Origin of the sequence: Vibrio sp. ZF57, assembly GCF_001691235.1 — a bacterium.
Lineage (GTDB): Bacteria > Pseudomonadota > Gammaproteobacteria > Enterobacterales > Vibrionaceae > Vibrio > Vibrio crassostreae_C.
In genome coordinates this window covers 205,103-222,707 of the sequence record NZ_MAKD01000137.1, presented here as the reverse complement: position 1 = coordinate 222,707, position 17,605 = coordinate 205,103, and the positions used below count along the sequence as shown (strand labels likewise).

Genomic DNA, 17,605 nt, shown 5'->3' with positions numbered 1-17,605 from the left:
TTTCAGTAAACCAGAATCGGTTCGATGGAATTTCAAACAATATTCACGTAATTACTCAAGTTTATGACGAAAAAAAGGTCGACCCTGTCGACCTTTTTATCAAAAATACTTTTAACTCAAAGCATTTTGGTGCTTAACCAATTGATTTTCAGTTCGTAAACCGAGTAATAAGCTTAGGCACATAAGCAATAATATGAACGCAAATGGAAGTGCCATAGAAACGGTACCGGCTTGCAATGCTTGGATAGATTCTGTGCCACCAACCCACAATAGAACCGCAGCAATCGCACCGCCATCAACGCCCAAAAAACACGTTGAGGAACAGGTGAATCCACTTTACCGCCAGAGGTAATGCTATCGATAACCAATGAGCCTGAATCAGAAGAGGTGATAAAGAACACCATAATCAAACCAATCGATACCACTGAAAGCACAGAGCTCATTGGCAGAGCATCGTAAGTATGGAAAAGAGAAAGTGTAATATCTTGCAGACCATTCACACCAATCTCGCCCACCTTGTTCGCCACTTGATCAATCGCGATGCCACCGAAAATAGCCATCCAGATGATGATTACTGTCGTTGGGATGAACAATACAGCAACGATGAATTCACGAATCGTTCGACCTTTAGAGATACGAGCGATGAACATGCCTACGAATGGTGACCAAGACATCCACCATGCCCAGTAGAATACCGTCCAACCTTGCATCCACGTTTCGTCATCACGACCGTGAGGATTGCTTAAGGGAATGAAGTTTTCAATGTAGCCCATTAGCGCGGTTGGGATTGCTTTAATACCCGCCATGCCACCAGCGATGGCAACGAAGATAAGTAAGCCCAAAGCAACCAGCATGTTCACATTACTCAGAAGCTTTACACCACCGTTGATGCCACGAACCACGGACATTGTCGCTAAGAAAGTAACCACTGCGATAACAATCAGCTGCATGCCAATACCGCCATCGGTACCAAATACATGGTTAATACCACTGGTCGCTTGTTGAGCACCTAAGCCCAATGAAGTTGCAAGGCCAAATAGCGTTGCAAGCACAGCGACGATATCAACAATATGACCAAACCAACCCCAAGTTCTATCACCCAAGATAGGGTAGAAAATAGAGCGGATTGATAGAGGTAAACCTTTATTGAAGGTGAAGAAGGCAAGCGCTAGAGCAACAACCGCGTAAATCGCCCAACCGTACAGACCCCAGTTGTAGATGGTTGCACCAAGAGCCAACTTCGCCGCTTCAGGAGAGTAAGCTTCAACACCTAGTGGTGTTTCATACCAGCCAGTGAAATAAGCTACTGGCTCAGCAACACCCCAGAACATTAAGCCAATACCCATTCCTGCGGCGAATAACATCGACATCCAAGATAGGTTTGAGTGCTCTGCTTTGGCATCATTGCCACCAATACGTATCTTGCCATACGGGGAGACAATGAGGGCAAAACAGAAAATTACGAAGATGTTTGCTGCCCACATGAAGAAACCATCGAAGTTACCAATGACTTTCCATTTGATTCCATCAAGCGCCGCTTTTGCGGTTTCAGGGTCTGCGACTAGAAGTGCCAACAGGAAGATAATGATCGCCCCTGCACTGATTCCAAATACTGGGTTATGAACATCAAAAACCCATTTCTGAACGTTATCTTGTCCTACTGTATAATCGGTATTTTCAATACTATACCTATCTTTTACAGGCTCCATGCTTCCTCTCTAATTTGCAGCGCACAGTTTGCAACATTGCATTCGGCGCTTAAATTTCGAAAAGAAGAATATCAACCTGTCGCAAAAATACTAAAAAAACCTCCATAAAGGAGGCGTAAATTACACATTTAGTAATTAAATTACACATTTAACGTTATTTAGCGTAAGATCAGTCCACAAGCCCGGAGCTGACCGCATATTTAGCAAGCTCTGCCGTAGAGTGAATATCGAGCTTATGCTTAATATTTTGCCTATGGGTTTCTACCGTTCGATAGCTGATATTCAGCGCCTTTGCGACCTCTTTACTGCTCTCCCCTTTTGCGACTAATTTCAGCACAGCCTCTTCACGTCTGCTCAATGGATTCTTGACAGATGGCGTGGGAGTAATCGGCTGAGTAAACAAATTCTGCGTGACTTTTTCACAGAAATAGGTCGATCCTTGATTGACCGTTTTGATTGCCTGTACCATTTTTTCAGCCGAAATCTCTTTCAACATGTAACCGACAGCACCCGACTGCATCACCTTCATGATGTATTCACGGTTGTTATGCATGGTCAGCATCAGGACCTTGGCTTCTGGGTCTTCTTCTTTAATCAGATGGGTGGCATCAATGCCATTCATGATAGGCATGCTGATATCCATCAACACCACATCAGGGCGCAGAGACTTAACGACCTCTACCGCTTCTAGTCCATTGCTGGCGGTACCTATCACGCTAATATCTGGCTCGAGTTCCAATCTCGCCATAAAGCCATCCAGTACCACTTGGTGATCATCAGCAATCACAACTCGAATAACTTCACTCATTCATTAATCCCTCTAGTGTCAGTAACACTGTAATTTCCGTTCCGAGGCCAATCTCACTCATCAATTCAAAGTCACCACCGATGAACTCCACTCGCTCTCTCATGTTACGCAGCCCGATCCCTCGTTTTTCCATTGCTTTATAGGTGTTGAAACCGACACCGTTATCTTGAATCAGTAGTTGCAACACATTACCAATTTGCTGAGCGATAACCGTTACTTTGGTCGCTTGCGCGTGTTTCTCGATATTATTCAGCGACTCTTGCACCACTCGATACAAGGTTGTCGCAGCCTCAGATTTCAACTTACCCTGTTGAGTGCTAAACAAGGTTTCTACTTCAATACCCGAATGCGCCTGAAAATCTAACAACAATGAAGACAATGCCGCCTCTAAACCAATATCATCCAACGAACTTGGACGAAGTTGATGCGAGATGTGCCTCACTTCTTCGATCGCTCGCATCAGTGAATGCTGCGACTTATTCAAATGTGCTTTAAGGTCTTCATTTTGTAGCTTATTACCGAGCAGTTCCAAATGGCAACGACTCGACACTAATAATTGGTTAATACCATCATGCAACTCACGCGCTAGATGCTTCTTCTCGTCTTCTTGGAACATCACCGTCTTATGCGCCAGCTCCTTTAAGTTGTTATCAGCAATCCGATGTTCATGCATGTTAATAGCCAAGGTCAGCACGATGATGACCGCGACCGTTACGCTCAAAATCACCACAATCGAAAAGAACGTGGTTTCAATATTCTTATTTATCGCAGCCTGCATCGAAGCCACTTCTTGGTGTACGTCTTCAATATACAAGCCGGTGCCAATCATCCAGTCCCAACGCTCTAACCAAGCGGCGTAGCTCAGCTTAGACACCACCTCACCCGTCGAAGGCTTTTGCCACAAATACTGGTGAAACCCGCCTCCGGTTTGCGCTTCTCTTAACAGAGCCTCTATCAGAAAATCGCCATCTTCATCTTGCAGTTGGAGTAGGTTTTGGCCTATCAATTCTGGCTGAATTGGATGAACCAAGTTGGTCCCGTGGCGATCGTATGCGAAGAAGTACCCATCAGAGCCATATCTAAGTTTAGACAATATGGTTCGAACTTTTTTTTTGGCTTGGGCTTCTTGGATATTTGGATCGTTATAGACGTGTTCTATGGCGTCGAAAGCGAGGTCAACCGTGTCTTTGAGGGCGTTTTCACGCGACTTGATTAGGCTATCTCTAAAGATCTCGACTTCTTTAGCGCCTAACGTTTTAGTCTGGTGCAGCGAGATCCAGCTAATACTCGCCGTTACCAGCAGCAACGGGAGCAGCGTCAGCAAAATCAGCTTGGCTTTTAGAGGCATTCCTTTCCCTCACAAAAAACGGCTTACTGAACATCAATAAGCCGTTTTACTTTAGCAATTTATAGATAGCCGTTGAAACATATCATTCACATTCTTGGCTTCACTCACATTCCATAGAAAGATGGGAAAGCGAGAAGTGATCCAAGTACGAGGATTTGAATCAGAATGAACGGCATCACGCCTCGGTAGATGTCCTTAGTTGTCACACCTTTAGGTGCTACGCCTTTGAGATAGAACAGACTAAAACCAAATGGCGGCGTCAGGAATGAGGTTTGTAGGTTCATCGCGATAAGGATAGCGAACCATGTCATGTTGATGCCCATCAGTTCAGCAACTGGCGCAATGATCGGCACAATGATGAAACAGATCTCTACGAAGTCGATGAAGAACCCCAGAATCAGAATCACCAGCATGGTAATGATCAAGAAGCCCCATTTTTCACCTGGCAGTTGTAGCATCCACTCTTCAACCAGATAGTCACCACCAGTGTAGGTAAACGCCATTGAGAATGCCGTTGCACCCAACAAGATAGCAAATACCATCGCGGTTACTTTCACCGTCTCTTTCGACGCGTCGTAGACCATCGACCAACTAAACTGACCGTAAAGCAGTGCAAGAATCATCGCACCCGCGCCACCTAATGCCGCTGACTCGGTTGGCGTAGCAACACCTGCAAAGATAGAGCCCAGTACAACAATGATGAGCGCTAAAGGCGGAATAATCGCTTTCAGTGCATTAAACACTTCTTGCTTACGGCTGATAGAGTCATCACGTTCAATCGGTTGAGCCGCTTCAGGGTGTAGCTTCGCGTATATCAAGATATAAACGATGTACGCGCCGACCAGCATCACACCCGGCCAAATCGCCGCTTGGAACAAGTCGCCTACAGGAACACCTAGAACATCACCCAATAGAATCAATACGATGGAGGGTGGAATGATCTGCCCTAGCGTACCAGACGCACAAATAGTGCCGCAGGCTAAGCCTTTGTCGTAATTGTACTTGAGCATTACAGGTAGGGAGATAAGGCCCATCGCAACAACAGAAGCACCAACCACGCCAGTAGAAGCGGCAAGCAGAGAACCTACGAGTACCGTCGAGATTGCGATACCACCACGAACGCCGCCAAACAGTCGCCCCATAGACTCAAGCAACTGCTCAGCAAGCTTGGTCTTTTGTAGAACGAGCCCCATAAAAACAAACAATGGAACGGCCATCAGAACCGTGTTTTCCATAATGGATTGAATTCGATATGGCATGAAGGCAAACATTTCAATGCCCTCAGCCCAAACACCAAAGATTAACGCGATACCACCAAAGGTAAACGCCACTGGGAAGCCAAGTAAAAGCGCAAACAAGGCTACGAAAAACATTACTATTCCAATCATGTTCAGCCTCTACTTGTTTTTTGTATGAATATTGTTTGCATGGATAAGATGCGGATTAAAAATCTTATTCAGTGAATGCAGGATCAAACCTACGCCACTGAGTGCCATCAAAAAGAATGACAGCGGGATCATAGCTTTGATGATCCAGCGATACGGCAGGCCACCGGGATCGCCTGAGGTTTCACCCAGTTCATAACTCTCTTTGGCAACATCGATACCAAACCAAGCCACCAGCAGGCAAAACGGAAGTAGAAAGATAAGCGTGCCAAGCAGGTCAATAATCGCTTGTGCTTTAAAGCTCAGTTGCTCATAGAACACGTCAACTCGAACATGGCCACCAGCCTTGATGGCATAAGGAACACCGAGTAGGAAAACGGCGGAGAAAAGGTGCCATTCCATCTCTTGGAAGGCGATAGAGACATCGTTGAAGGCATATCTCATGACAACGTCATACACGACGTTGGCGATAAGTAAAATAAACAACATACTGGAAAGCCATCCCAGTGCGTCACCGATACGATTAAACAGGCGTTCAATATAAATTAGACTTCGCATTCCCGACTCCATGGAATTTGAAAAGACATCGCGCAGCTGAGGTAACGAGCTGTAGGACGTAGAAAAGGTTCTTGAGCGTAATACAGGATTTATCCTGCTTAGTTATTATGTTTTAAATGAACCCTCGGCTTATTCACTCTTAAATACTCAATAAGAAAAGCTTCGGGTTCATTTAGATTCAGTTCAACAACTGTCGATTATTTCGCTTGGCTATTTAGATAAGCTCTATGTGAAATATCCGTCCATGAACGTACTTGCTCTAGGTAGCTTGCTTGTGAAGCTTGAATCTCTTTTGCTAGCTCATCTTTCTCAGCATGTGCAGCCAGTAGGCGATCGTTCGCTTCTTTCAGAGCAGACATAACCTCTGGTGGGAAATCTTTCACTTGTACATCTGGGTATTCTGTCTTCATTGAAACCCAGTTCTTACCACTTTCGTGCGTTGCTTGTGTGTACATGTCGTAAGCCGCAGTACGCATTGCAACACGTAAGATTTCTTGTAGGTCTTCAGGCAGCTTGTTCCATGTACGCTTGTTCACTAGGAATTGAAGCTCTGAACCCGGCTCGTGCCAACCTGTGTAGTAGTAAGGCGCGATTTTGTGGAAGCCCATTCGTAAATCCAGCGATGGACCTACCCACTCTAGTGCATCAATCGTGCGACGCTCTAGAGACGTGTAAAGTTCACCTGGGGCAATGTTCGTCGGTTTAGCACCTAGCTCAGCAAGAATCTCGCCTGCAAAGCCCGGGATTCGCATTTTCAGACCTTGTAGATCTTCAACGCTGTTGATCTCTTTTTGAAACCAACCCCCCATCTGGATATCCGTGTTACCACCAGGGAAAGACATCAAGTTATGTGGAGAGTAAACCTGCTCCATTAACTCCATACCACCACCGTGATAGAACCACGCGTATTGTTCTGCTGGCGTCATACCGAAAGGCATAGAAGTGAAGTAAAGAGTGTTTGGAACTTTACCTTTCCAGTAGTAAGAGCCTGAGTGACCCATGTCGTATTGACCAGACTTAACCATGTCAAAAACGCCAAGAGGTGCTTTGTGTTTGTTTGCTGAATCGATTCTGATTTGCAGTCGACCATTCGACATCTTCTCAGCCATCGCCGCCATGTTTTTGGTTGCATCACCGAAAACTGGGAAGTTTGGTCCCCAAGTTTCCGCAAGTTTTAAACGGTAAACCTTATCAGCGGCTGTAGCACCAGTAGCGACCAAAGCTAAACAAGCCGCAGCAGTTACTGCAACGTTTTTAAAAACTCGTGTGAGGGAGTTAGAAATGAGACTCATGTTCACGTCCTTTGTTGGGTTAACACTCTTTCTATGAGCATTTTTTATGATTCAACATAAGAGTGCACCGTGATGAGGCAACAAGATATCAGGGAGAGCACGCACGCATGGCGTTAACAAAGTTACGTATTAGACCAAAGGATTAAGTAGAACTACGTAGGAGATGATTGAATAGTGTCGATTTCAAAGGAGTTTGGATATTCACCAAGGCAATGCGTATTGATAAATACCTAAGTATTAATAATTAAATACTCTTAACAATTGATTGCCATTTCGTGATGAAGCTCTATTCATTGCTGTATTTTAGGGGAAAAAATCAAGGCTTTGCTCTCTTGATCTACCTAGCTAACGCCCTAATTTAGTGCTTGCTGATTCGAAGCTCTGGCACGAGACAACACTAATCAGTTAAGCCGTATATCGAATTGGAATTGAGATTATAGAGCCTAGGTTTAGGCTTGGATTTGGGCTCGGACTTGGCATAATGTGCCAGATACAAAAAAGCCTCGAAAATCGAGGCTTAAAAACTTAACGAAGCGAATGTAATCCCACAGGATTAGATAGCTTTGTAGATAACCTTGTTACCTGCTAGCTGCTCTTTCGCTACTAGGTTTTCTTCAAGAAGTTTTTTCAATGCGCCTGTTGCCCATGAAGCTGCTTTCGCGTCTTCTTGACCAGCTTCTAGGCCGATACCTTTAGGGTTAATGCCTTCAGCATTGCTAACAACGATGTCTAGAACTTGTTGTTGCTTAGGAGTCAGTGCTACTGCAACTTCTTTAGTTGCTGCTACTGCTTTCTCTACCGCTGGTTTTGCTGCTACAGTTTTTTCTGCTACAACTTTCTCTGCGACAGGCTTCGCTTTTTTCGGCGTTGCCACTGCTTTAACTACAGCCGCTTTAGTGCGTTTCTGCAGTTTAGCCTGCACCTTACGCTTATGAGCAAGTCTCATTGAATATTTCTCCAGTTCACTGCTCTTTTCGCAGTGGTGAAAATTTGAAGCGCGATTTATACCAAAAAACAGGAGCTATTTGTAGAGTGAAGCGTCGAAAGTCGACGAAAAATACCGATATTGTCTACTAGCGTCTATTATTTAAACATCGACTTATCAATTCAGGGTCATATACACTGGTTATCCATCCAGACAAAAATATGAAAACTTGGTGTTACCTATGGACACTCGTCACCTTAGTAATTTCTCTTTGCCTTCATTCACTCGCTCGTACCGTATCCTCGCCATTATTTTAGGCTTCATTTGCTTGATCGTTTCGCTCTACAGTGACAATCCAAAGTTACTGATCGTGGGTGCTTTTTGCAGTATTGCGCTTCTGGGAACTGGCTACTATTTGATGCTGCGCAGCCGAGTGATGTTCACACTTACCCCGACTCATTTTCAGCAGCACTTTTACAAAGGGGGTTGGGTTTTAAAATGGAGTAACATCCAAAAAATTGGTCTTTGCACTTATGAACAAGATGGTTGGCATCAACCTCTGCCCTGGGTCGGAATTAAAGTAAAAGATTACTCGCCCTACCTCGATTCGATTTGCCCTAAAATAACTTGTGAATTATTGCTCAGCCAACGAGCACTTTTGTACTTAGGAGCCAAACAAGCAGGCAAAGAGTCCAACTTTGAGGATATGGTTCTCGACTCATCGCATTACCATGCGCGTTGTACTGAAAGTGGCTGTGTCGAACTAAGCCAATACAAAGAGTCGCAGAATACCGACAACGTAAATTTCAACGATAACCAATCACAGGACAACCTTGATTCACCGAATGAGACAAACAGTCCAAACGCGGTGATTAAAAACTATTCTGGATTGCAGGCGATGCTTGCCAACAGAATGAAATATCAAAGGGGCTTCCACGGTTATGACATTTTCATATCAACCCATGATTTGAATATGAGTGGAGAAGAGTTTGTGGGGCTGGCTCGACGCTACTTGGCTGCCGCTGAACGTCTTTCTGATTAAGGTTTACCAGTAAGTTCACACACAATAAAAAAGCTTAGCTTTCAGGACAAAAGCTAAGCTTCATTTTCAATCAATCGACACAAATAATCGGTTGGAAAATCAAAGATTTAATTAGTACAGAGGCATTTCATCTGCGACGAACGGGTTTGATGCACGCTCGCGACCGAATGTCGATTCAGGACCATGGCCCGGAACGAATGTTACGTCACTGCCTAGTGGCCAAAGCTTAGTCTTGATTGAAGCGATAAGCGTATTGAAGTCACCTTGTGGGAAGTCAGTACGGCCAATTGCGCCGTTAAACAACACATCACCCACAAACGCTAAACGAGCTTGCTCACTGAACAGTACAACGTGACCTGGCGTGTGGCCCGGCGTGTGAATCACATCAATCACTTGATTACCAAAAGTGACTTTGTCGCCCTCTTCTAACCAAGTGTTTGGTTCAAAAGCTTTACACAGTGGGAAACCAAACATCTGACTTTGATTCTCTAGACCTTGTAGCCAGAAGTTGTCTGCCTTATGCGGGCCCACAATTTCAACCTTCAAGATCTCAGCAAGTGGTACCGTACCGCCAACATGATCTAAGTGACCGTGCGTCAGTACCAAGTTCACAACCTTAACACCGAGTTCTTCAATGATAGCCGCGAGTTGTTGAACATCACCGCCCGGATCGACAACGATGCCATCCATGGTTTCATCACACCACACAATCGAGCAGTTCTGAGAAAAAGAGGTAACAGGTACAACTTGATACTTAAGAGACATATACAAACCTTAAAGAGCGAATCTGGTGAACAACTCGAATATCGCTATGTTATTGGCAACAAACCCAACAATAACAAACTAAACAGCAACAAACTGAGCAGCAATAAACCGAATTATTAGAACAAACTGAAATTTGGGCAAACTATGACATTGGATGTCTACTTTGACAAGTGCCTACCGTATCACTCAATAACTCAGCTTAGCTCTACCAGCTGCGAACTGGACCAGTATCAATGTGGATGAAGTTACTACGAGCGTAATAACCAACACCACCTGCTTGCAGACTTTTAGCTACGTCTCTCAGTTCCTTTAAATCAACACCATCGATACGAAAATCGATCGCTTTACCAAGCATGTGATAGCTCTTTTTAGCGACACCACTCGACTTAGAGCGCAACGCTTCGTTGGTTGCTGGAGAGCGGTAGCCAGAGATGATTTGAACTTCTTTTTGAATACCCAGTACATTTTGAATCTGAGTGATCTGATCAAACAGGTTCTTATCCATTGGATGAATCTCATTGCGGCGGAAGTCACGGCACAGTTTGCTAAGGCGTGCCATCTCGTCACCAACATAGTTAGTGCCATCGAAATAACAAGTCTCTAATCGTTCACCAGTGTGAAGATTGTTCATGCTAATCGTTCTTGGTTGATCCGGGTATGAAGCGAAAGCGATAGAAGGAGTAAGAGAGGCGACTACAGCAGTACCACCAGCGTAAGTCAGAAACTGACGGCGTGAAAATAAACTTTGAGACATACAGCAAAAAAACCAATTAGATCGAACGAAAAATGCACGATACATAATGGAATTTGCTGCGTCAACGTACAAAAACCGTGCAAAACGTTAGTATTTGTAACCTTTGCACGGTTAGTTATTGATACTCATTATAATTTTATCAATAGAAGCTTGGTTGTCATTTTTCAGTCAAGATCACCTTTCTTGACCATATTTCAATCAACCGCCCTCTTTATCATATTGGTAGATATCACCGCGGTATTGTATGCCTCCTTCTTCAAACAACACGGTTTGATAAATGATATGCACTGGAATTCGCTTCTTGAGACGAACCTTAGTATTGGGCGCAAGTTCATCATCCTGATTCGGCACTTTCTTTACCTTTGTCGCAAATAACAACTCCGCGAGTTCCTCGGCATGCTCAACACGAATACAACCAGAGCTATAGGCGCGGAAGTCATCGTTAAACAAGCTTTTACTTGGGGTGTCATGGAGATAGATGGCTCGCTTGTTGGGCGTATTGAACTTATACAAACCCAATGCGTTACTAGAGCCTGCTTGCTGGCGCATTCGATAAGGAAAAGAGTTAAAGTTAATCGTTTGCCAATCTATCTCGGTAGTATCGACAGTTTCCATCGAACGCCAACCATCGATCACTTGAAAATTGTGTGTTTCAAGATAACTCTCGTCGGCTTTTACTTTAGGCAAGATATCTTTAACCATGATTTTCCATGGCACGTTCCAAGTCGGATTTAAGATAACCGAATCAAGCTTTATCTCTAAGAGTGGTGTTTTTCTCGATTTTCTCCCAACCACAACTTTAGATTCAAAAACCTCTTCCCCATCTTCCCAATACTTCATATCAAAACTAGGTACATTCACCACAATCAGTGAGTCTCTATTTCTTGGCCATAAGCGGGCACGCTCGGCGTTCAATGCTAGGGAAGTAAGTCGATCATCAAAGCCCATATTGATCCATTTGATCGTGTCTGGCCCGATGATCCCATCATCCGTAAGACCGTGCATGCGTTGGAAAGATTTAATCGCCTTTTGCAGATCTCGATCGAACTTGGGAAAATCGACCGCGATCATCGAGGTATCAACACCAACCAAAGCAATGCGCTCAACAAGAACCGTCTTGTCTGAAAGCTCGTCACCCAAGCGCTTCAAACCTTTCTGTCTATATCGTTCAATATTGAGTTCAGAGGCGGTTTCTAACACCGAATAGGTTGCTTTGAATTGGTCAAAATCCCCAACAGGCGGCGCGTAAGACAACACCATCTCCAATAAGTAATCATTGGCGACGCTGCTTTTTAATCTCATCAGGATATGCGGAGAAGGCGCTGGTAATTTGGAATGCAGCTTGCCCGAGAAGTACCACTCTTTACCGGCAAGCGGCGCATTTTCAACGTAGCTCAGGTAGTAGATAAAAGTATCGGTGAGTAATATGTCCGACTCTCGCCATTGAGCATGGGATTGATAGTGACGAATTTGCTTGAGTTGTCGATCGAAGAGTGGTGCCATTTGAGCTTGTTCGAGAAGCGACAATTGAAATTCAAACGCCTTAACAAGTTCAGGTGAATCCCAAAGAATAGGCAGAGATGAGTCTTGATAAATACTCTGGGTAAGCTCTGGATAAATCAGCATAAAAGAGAGCTCCGAATCAGCCGGAAGAAATCGGCTCTCGTCAGAACTCGTATAGCTCCATGCGTGCACAGAAACTAGAACTAATAATCCACAGAAGTATTTTGCGAACATGCTTAACTCCATCACCAACCATCTCATAAGTATGGCAAAGAAATCGGAGTAAGCATGTTATTTTTAAGAGGCTTTATAAATCAGATTGAACTCCAATGGTTATCCCACTGGACCGATGATTGCTGAGTTGATTTCTCATAAGGCTTGCGCTGGCTAACCACACTGCCCGCCCCAGAGCTTAATCGAAACTCACCATCAAACAGCACAGCACCAGAAGCGTCAGATAATGCAGACAGTTCTACTAATTCTTTGGTCTCTTTCGACCAAATACCGTAGCAATTGCCTCTTGGCGAAGTCGCAATAATCCAATCGTCTGACGCCGCAATACTGGCGATATAGTGATTGAACCTTGCCCATTGCTCAGGCTCTGCGTTCAGTGATACAAACTGGCCGCCTTTAGTATGCATCGCCAATAGCGAAGGATACTCATCTGGTTCACCACGATATTGCTGGCCACAAAGTACCGTTTCAGCACCATCATGGGCTAAATGTCGAATGCTCAGCTTCTTATCCAACAATTCAACCTGATCAAGTAACACACCTTCAGGAGAAACATAACTCAAGCTCGGCAGCATCGAATCGAGGTTTTTCGGTGTTCTACCATCAGTATGAACGCCACCAACGCCGATCGCGAGATTACCATCCGGCATGATGATCACTTCATGTGGGCCGATACCGAAACCAGTGAACTCTTCGACCTTACGATAGCCTTGCGCGACATCGTAAACGCCAATCACGCCTTGACTGGTGTCGGTTTTCCCTTCAGTGGCATACAATAGTGTGCCGTCTAATGAGTAAACGCCATGACCATAGAAGTGGCGGTTGTTACCTTTCACCACCATTTTGATCTGCTGACCGTTTTTGTAGTCAAACACCATAAAATAGTCACCAGGACGACGGGCAAAAACCACCGCATGCGATGAGGTTGGGCAAATCGCGACGCCATGGCCACGATTGGGGATGGGAAGTTGGCTCAGTGGCATGCCAAATTCGTCAGCCACAACTGCAGAATATTGACCACGACCATTAAGCGCACAGCCAATCAGTTGAGGTTTATTCGATGCGCTTTCACCTGAACGGCTAGCACATCCGAACGGCAGCACAGGCACAGCAGCACACCCAAGTGCTGCTTTCAGTAAGGTTCTTCGTGTAGTATCAGTCACCATCGGTAGCATTAAATCCTATTACCACGCCAAGCTCTATCGCCACTTCTTCATGAATCAGGTACTTCAAACGTTCTAGTTTGTTGTATTGAGTCAGCACCTCGCGGTAGCCCTCTTTGCTCTGCAATAACTCAAACAAGCTTGAGTCTGTAGGCCAAGTATCTAGCGTCAATGTGAACTGGTCAGCAACGCGATCAGCTAGGTCGTTTAAGCCCTTCTCTCTCAACAAGCCGTCTAGGCCATTGCCACCGGCAAGGTACAAATTCTGAAGTGCTGCTACATTGGCTTTTAGTTGAGTCATTGAGGTTTGAGCGCGCCATGATTCCGAGAAGTAAGGGCGTGGATGACCAATTTTAGCCATCGGACGACTCAGTTTTTTCATGCTGTAATCAAGTTGGTTGGTCAATAAAGCGATGTATTCAGACTCCCAACGAGTCTCGTCTAGCGCTAACCAAGGGTTAACCTGCCATGCCTCAGCAATAGAGGCCGATTTCATTGCCAAGTTTTGTGCGATCGCTTGTGAAGATAGACAACCAGACGCTTTGTCTTGCAGTAATGGAGATTGCTCGTCGTACAGAGACCACTCCAACGCACCTAGCCCTTGAACCGTCACACTCTGCTGCGCGATTTCGTCTTGAGTCCAAGCTTTGTTCTGCTGAGTTAACTGACGCATCTTAAGACCCGTCGTGTTCTTTTTGTCTGGCCAGAATTGAACATTCCAGCTCTCTTCAAGCGCTGCTGTTGGACCTCTTTCTTGGCCTTGTAGTGCCATCCAGCTGTTCATTGTGATCTGCCATTGATCTTTCAAAGCGTCTAACTCAACGTTATCCGTTTCACAGTAACCTTGCATCAGAGCTTCTAATTCGCTCGATTGCTTCGCGAATAGCACCGCTGAATCAAACTCTTGTTGATAGACACTGCGACTGATGTGGTCGGTCGTGTCTGCTTGATAAGACACACCGTTAACCTCAGATGAAGCGGCTTGCTCACCCGATGATTGGCAGCCTGCCATAATTAATGCCGACAAAGGCATTAACAAAAATTTATGTGTCATGCTGTTACCTTACTTCCTAATTTTTCTTTTAATTATATGAGTTCATTAAATGCGAAACGACCGCTGGCCTCGTATTGCTACAAGTTCAGCGGTGCTAAGTGGTTTAATAGCGGCTTTCTTAAGTCATTAGCCGTTAACTAAACTGAATTCAACTCAGCTTATAACGAGTTTAAAAACGCCAATAGTGCTTCACGCTCGCTGCTACTAAGATCTAAAACGTTTTGTTTCGCCATTTCTGCTTCACCGCCATGCCAAAGCACAGCTTCCATAACATTTCTCGCACGACCGTCATGAAGTAAGAAGGTGTGACCATTCACTTCTTTGGTATAGCCTAATCCCCACAATGGCGTGGTGCGCCACTCTTGACCGTTTGCTAGATACTCTGGGCGATTGTCGGCTAAGCCTTCTCCCATATCGTGCAGTAACATATCGGTATATGGGCTGATTAGCTGTTTAGACAACGCAGGTAAGCCTTCACGTTCTGCTGTGCGAATTTCAGCTTGGTGGCAACTTTGGCAACCAATAGCTTTAAACAGTTTTTTACCTTGAACAACCGCAGGCTTATCAACGTTGCGACGAATTGGAACCGCCAAATGCTGCGAATAGAACTCAACAAAATCTAGGATATTATCGCTGACTTCAGGTTCACCACCATTTGGAAAATCATCACAGGTTGATTGCGCTGATGTGCAGTTTTCGTTCGGGAACAAACTGCTTGTTAAGCCCAAATCGCCGTTAAATGCTGCAGCATTTTGTTGCATTAGGTTTGGCTGTCCGGCTTTCCAACCAAATCGACCCAACGCCATTTCGTTAGTTTGAACATCAAGAACATAATTGGCTTTGCCTGTTACGCCTTGGCTGTCCGCAGCTTGTTGCTTCGCGAAGCCAAGAATCGTTTCTTGTGGGATGCTCTCAAGCAGACCTAGGCCGATCATTGGTGGCGCAACACGAGCCGAAAATTCTGTTTTAGGGTGCATTTTACCAAACGCGAGTTCAGTGATTTTTAATGTTGGTTTACGTAGAGTAACAACCGTGCCGTCTTTGAATTCAACAGGAACATCGGTGTAACTGATGTTCACTTTACCCTCTGGTTTCACACCTTGAAGCGCGAAATCTTGTAGCTGTCCACCGTAAGTCGGTTCTGGAATGCCACCATCGCGAATAAAGGCTTGTCTCTGCTCTGGTGTTTCAGCAGGAATACTCAAGCGAACCAGCATGGATACCGCGTTCTCATCGCCTTTTTCTGGCGCGTGGCCACGACCATCTTTGATGTGACAGTTTTGACAACCGTTGGTGTTAAACAATGGGCCCAATCCATCACGTGCATCGGTTGATGATGGTGCAGGAACCCAAGGGTTTCTAAAGAAGCTGTTACCTACACTGAAATCTAAGCGTTTGCTCATTGGTAGGTTGGCAGCAGGAAGAGAAAAAGCGTTTGCTCCCTCTTTCTTCACGGTTGTTTTGCCACCTGAGTAGGTTTCATGGGCATGTAATGGAGCTAAGAAAAACAGTGCGGTTAATAGTGAGGCTGAGAGATACGACTTCATACATTGCCTTGCTGTGTTTTTGATTTTAGTTTTTATGTGGGAGTAACTTTCATGAGTAACAAACAATTAAGGACTCAATGAGAGCCCTTTATGATTTTCGTCTCGGGTTCTTAGAACTCGTGATCAGCCGTGTCTGGGTTAAGGCTATCAATGCCAATCACACCAGCAGCACGCTCAATCGCAGCCGTTTGAGACACTAGCGCAACAATTGTTTTGTTTACTAGTGCGTTACCCGAAGCGTTGTCAGCAGCAATTAGCTGATCGAAATGCTGGTTGTTTTTCTCTGCAGAAACAACAAGCTGGCCAACTTGTGCACGTGCTAAGTCAAACTGCTTTTGGATCTCTTTCGCAGCTTGCTCATCTTTTTGCTCTACTAGGTCAAACAGGCTTGGACCTGAAAGCAGAGTGCCGTCTTCACGCTTATATAGACCCGTGTAAACGTTGTAGATGCCTTGCTCATTGTAGTAGTGAGAGTTGTGCGTGTTATCAGAGAAACAATCGTGCTCGTCTTCAGTAGAGTTTGCTTCTAGTGCAACCTTCATACGCTCACCCGCTAGTTCACCTAGAGACAGTGAACCCATGCCAAATAGCATTTTACGTAAGCCGTTGTCACTAGATTCAGAAAGAAGCTCTTGACGGTAGTTACCTTTCTCGCCTTCAGCCCACTGTTTTTCCATCCATTCTAGATCTTGGATAAGAAGTTCAGCTGATGCTTTTAGGTATGCGCCACGACGGTCACAGTTACCATTAGTACACTCAGCGCCAACAACGAAGTCAGTGTAAGCACGCTCACCTGCACCGCTGTTTGTGCCGTTTAAATCTTGACCCCAAAGTAGGAATTCAATCGCGTGGTAGCCAGACGCTACGTTTGCTTCAGAGCCACCGATCTCGTTGAGATCTGCAATTAGTTCTGGAGTAATGTTGGTTGCGTCTACCGTTGTCTGACCAATTTGGAAAGTTTTATTAGCAACGATGTTTGCGCTAGCGCCTTCGTTACCAAGCTCATATTGGTAATCAGTCGAAACGTAATCGATTAGGCCTTCATCAAGTGGCCATGCGTTCAATTGGCCTTCCCAATCGTCAACAACAACGTTACCAAAGCGGAATACTTCTGACTGTTGGTAAGGTACGCGAGACTCAAGCCAAGCTTGTTTTATTTGTTCGAAATTGCCAGCAGAAGGAGAAGCTAAGAAGGTATCAATAGAAGAGTTCAACGCTTTTGCTGTAATTACTGAATCTGCAAACACGGCATGAGCAATATCTGCGTAATGTTCTACAACTTGATCTTGAGTTACTGCTGCGAAAGAAGAAGCAGAGGCAAAAAGGAGTGACGAAGTTACGGCTTTTGTCACTAAAGATTTAATAGTCATGAAGCATCCTTGTTGAGCTTTAAATTATTATTCGTAGTAATAGTGCAAATCATTATCATTTGCACTACGGATTGGAATAATACAAACTTACAATTTTATTGCAAGATAAATACAAAAAAACCTCACATATGTGAGGTCTTTAAACATT

At 44.7% G+C, this 17,605-nt stretch carries 14 protein-coding genes and 1 pseudogene; 1 reads left to right on the top strand and 14 read right to left on the bottom strand.

All coding sequences use genetic code 11. From position 1 onward, the window contains the following. Nucleotides 1-111: 111 nt before the first annotated feature. From A6D97_RS20870 to A6D97_RS20840, 7 genes and pseudogenes are all read right to left on the bottom strand, one after another. Nucleotides 112-1,709 (bottom strand): annotated as a pseudogene (locus A6D97_RS20870) (BCCT family transporter). Between the two features lie 169 nt (nucleotides 1,710-1,878). Continuing rightward, nucleotides 1,879-2,517 (bottom strand): response regulator transcription factor, encoded by a 639-nt coding sequence (locus A6D97_RS20865; protein ID WP_017060961.1) that lies wholly within the window; start codon nucleotides 2,515-2,517, stop codon nucleotides 1,879-1,881. After that, the gene (locus A6D97_RS20860; RefSeq protein WP_019821218.1) at nucleotides 2,510-3,865 is read right to left on the bottom strand and encodes a cache domain-containing protein; all 1,356 of its coding nucleotides are present in this window, start codon (nucleotides 3,863-3,865) and stop codon (nucleotides 2,510-2,512) included. The genes A6D97_RS20865 and A6D97_RS20860 overlap by 8 nt, the downstream gene beginning before the upstream one ends. Nucleotides 3,866-3,969: 104 nt before the next feature. Beyond that, a complete protein-coding gene (locus A6D97_RS20855) occupies nucleotides 3,970-5,253 on the bottom strand; it encodes a TRAP transporter large permease subunit (protein WP_065585181.1) in 1,284 nt (427 codons plus the stop codon). Nucleotides 5,254-5,262: 9 nt separating this feature from the next. Then, a complete protein-coding gene (locus A6D97_RS20850) occupies nucleotides 5,263-5,808 on the bottom strand; it encodes a TRAP transporter small permease subunit (protein WP_017060958.1) in 546 nt (181 codons plus the stop codon). Between the two features lie 197 nt (nucleotides 5,809-6,005). Beyond that, nucleotides 6,006-7,100, bottom strand: a complete 1,095-nt coding sequence (locus tag A6D97_RS20845) for a TRAP transporter substrate-binding protein (RefSeq protein WP_017060957.1) — start codon at nucleotides 7,098-7,100, stop codon at nucleotides 6,006-6,008. A gap of 553 nt (nucleotides 7,101-7,653) precedes the next feature. Next, nucleotides 7,654-8,046 (bottom strand): hypothetical protein, encoded by a 393-nt coding sequence (locus A6D97_RS20840; protein WP_017060956.1) that lies wholly within the window; start codon nucleotides 8,044-8,046, stop codon nucleotides 7,654-7,656. Between the two features lie 220 nt (nucleotides 8,047-8,266). On the opposite strand from A6D97_RS20840, the gene A6D97_RS20835 reads away from it, so the two are divergent. After that, the gene (locus A6D97_RS20835; protein WP_017060955.1) at nucleotides 8,267-9,067 is read left to right on the top strand and encodes a DUF2982 domain-containing protein; all 801 of its coding nucleotides are present in this window, start codon (nucleotides 8,267-8,269) and stop codon (nucleotides 9,065-9,067) included. A gap of 111 nt (nucleotides 9,068-9,178) precedes the next feature. On the opposite strand, the gene A6D97_RS20830 is transcribed toward A6D97_RS20835, so the two are convergent. The 7 genes from A6D97_RS20830 to A6D97_RS20800 all read right to left on the bottom strand — a co-directional run bounded on the left by A6D97_RS20830 (nucleotide 9,179) and on the right by A6D97_RS20800 (nucleotide 17,457). Further along, nucleotides 9,179-9,832 (bottom strand): MBL fold metallo-hydrolase, encoded by a 654-nt coding sequence (locus A6D97_RS20830; RefSeq protein WP_065585180.1) that lies wholly within the window; start codon nucleotides 9,830-9,832, stop codon nucleotides 9,179-9,181. Between the two features lie 205 nt (nucleotides 9,833-10,037). Continuing rightward, the gene (locus tag A6D97_RS20825; RefSeq protein WP_017060953.1) at nucleotides 10,038-10,586 is read right to left on the bottom strand and encodes a YcbK family protein; all 549 of its coding nucleotides are present in this window, start codon (nucleotides 10,584-10,586) and stop codon (nucleotides 10,038-10,040) included. 198 nt (nucleotides 10,587-10,784) lie between these two features. Continuing rightward, complete coding sequence (locus A6D97_RS20820; protein WP_065585179.1) at nucleotides 10,785-12,323, bottom strand: L,D-transpeptidase family protein; 1,539 nt, start codon at nucleotides 12,321-12,323, stop codon at nucleotides 10,785-10,787. 80 nt (nucleotides 12,324-12,403) lie between these two features. After that, complete coding sequence (locus A6D97_RS20815) at nucleotides 12,404-13,489, bottom strand: DUF1513 domain-containing protein (protein ID WP_065585178.1); 1,086 nt, start codon at nucleotides 13,487-13,489, stop codon at nucleotides 12,404-12,406. Further along, a complete protein-coding gene (locus tag A6D97_RS20810) occupies nucleotides 13,479-14,540 on the bottom strand; it encodes an imelysin family protein (RefSeq protein WP_065585177.1) in 1,062 nt (353 codons plus the stop codon). Before A6D97_RS20810 ends, A6D97_RS20815 begins: the two co-directional genes overlap by 11 nt. Before the next feature lie 158 nt (nucleotides 14,541-14,698). Beyond that, the gene (locus A6D97_RS20805; RefSeq protein ID WP_065585176.1) at nucleotides 14,699-16,087 is read right to left on the bottom strand and encodes a di-heme oxidoredictase family protein; all 1,389 of its coding nucleotides are present in this window, start codon (nucleotides 16,085-16,087) and stop codon (nucleotides 14,699-14,701) included. Nucleotides 16,088-16,197: 110 nt separating this feature from the next. After that, nucleotides 16,198-17,457, bottom strand: coding sequence for an imelysin family protein (locus A6D97_RS20800; protein ID WP_065585175.1), 1,260 nt, complete (start codon nucleotides 17,455-17,457; stop codon nucleotides 16,198-16,200). Nucleotides 17,458-17,605: the final 148 nt, after the last annotated feature.

What these genes read in the sequence shown, in the direction of transcription:
- A6D97_RS20865 (WP_017060961.1), bottom strand. Translation starts at nt 2,517, where the DNA reads ATGAGTGAAGTTATTCGAGTTGTGATTGCTGATGATCACCAAGTGGTA.
- A6D97_RS20860 (WP_019821218.1), bottom strand. Translation starts at nt 3,865, where the DNA reads ATGCCTCTAAAAGCCAAGCTGATTTTGCTGACGCTGCTCCCGTTGCTG.
- A6D97_RS20855 (WP_065585181.1), bottom strand. Translation starts at nt 5,253, where the DNA reads ATGATTGGAATAGTAATGTTTTTCGTAGCCTTGTTTGCGCTTTTACTT.
- A6D97_RS20850 (WP_017060958.1), bottom strand. Translation starts at nt 5,808, where the DNA reads ATGCGAAGTCTAATTTATATTGAACGCCTGTTTAATCGTATCGGTGAC.
- A6D97_RS20845 (WP_017060957.1), bottom strand. Translation starts at nt 7,100, where the DNA reads ATGAGTCTCATTTCTAACTCCCTCACACGAGTTTTTAAAAACGTTGCA.
- A6D97_RS20840 (WP_017060956.1), bottom strand. Translation starts at nt 8,046, where the DNA reads ATGAGACTTGCTCATAAGCGTAAGGTGCAGGCTAAACTGCAGAAACGC.
- A6D97_RS20835 (WP_017060955.1), top strand. Translation starts at nt 8,267, where the DNA reads ATGGACACTCGTCACCTTAGTAATTTCTCTTTGCCTTCATTCACTCGC.
- A6D97_RS20830 (WP_065585180.1), bottom strand. Translation starts at nt 9,832, where the DNA reads ATGTCTCTTAAGTATCAAGTTGTACCTGTTACCTCTTTTTCTCAGAAC.
- A6D97_RS20825 (WP_017060953.1), bottom strand. Translation starts at nt 10,586, where the DNA reads ATGTCTCAAAGTTTATTTTCACGCCGTCAGTTTCTGACTTACGCTGGT.
- A6D97_RS20820 (WP_065585179.1), bottom strand. Translation starts at nt 12,323, where the DNA reads ATGTTCGCAAAATACTTCTGTGGATTATTAGTTCTAGTTTCTGTGCAC.
- A6D97_RS20815 (WP_065585178.1), bottom strand. Translation starts at nt 13,489, where the DNA reads ATGGTGACTGATACTACACGAAGAACCTTACTGAAAGCAGCACTTGGG.
- A6D97_RS20810 (WP_065585177.1), bottom strand. Translation starts at nt 14,540, where the DNA reads ATGACACATAAATTTTTGTTAATGCCTTTGTCGGCATTAATTATGGCA.
- A6D97_RS20805 (WP_065585176.1), bottom strand. Translation starts at nt 16,087, where the DNA reads ATGAAGTCGTATCTCTCAGCCTCACTATTAACCGCACTGTTTTTCTTA.
- A6D97_RS20800 (WP_065585175.1), bottom strand. Translation starts at nt 17,457, where the DNA reads ATGACTATTAAATCTTTAGTGACAAAAGCCGTAACTTCGTCACTCCTT.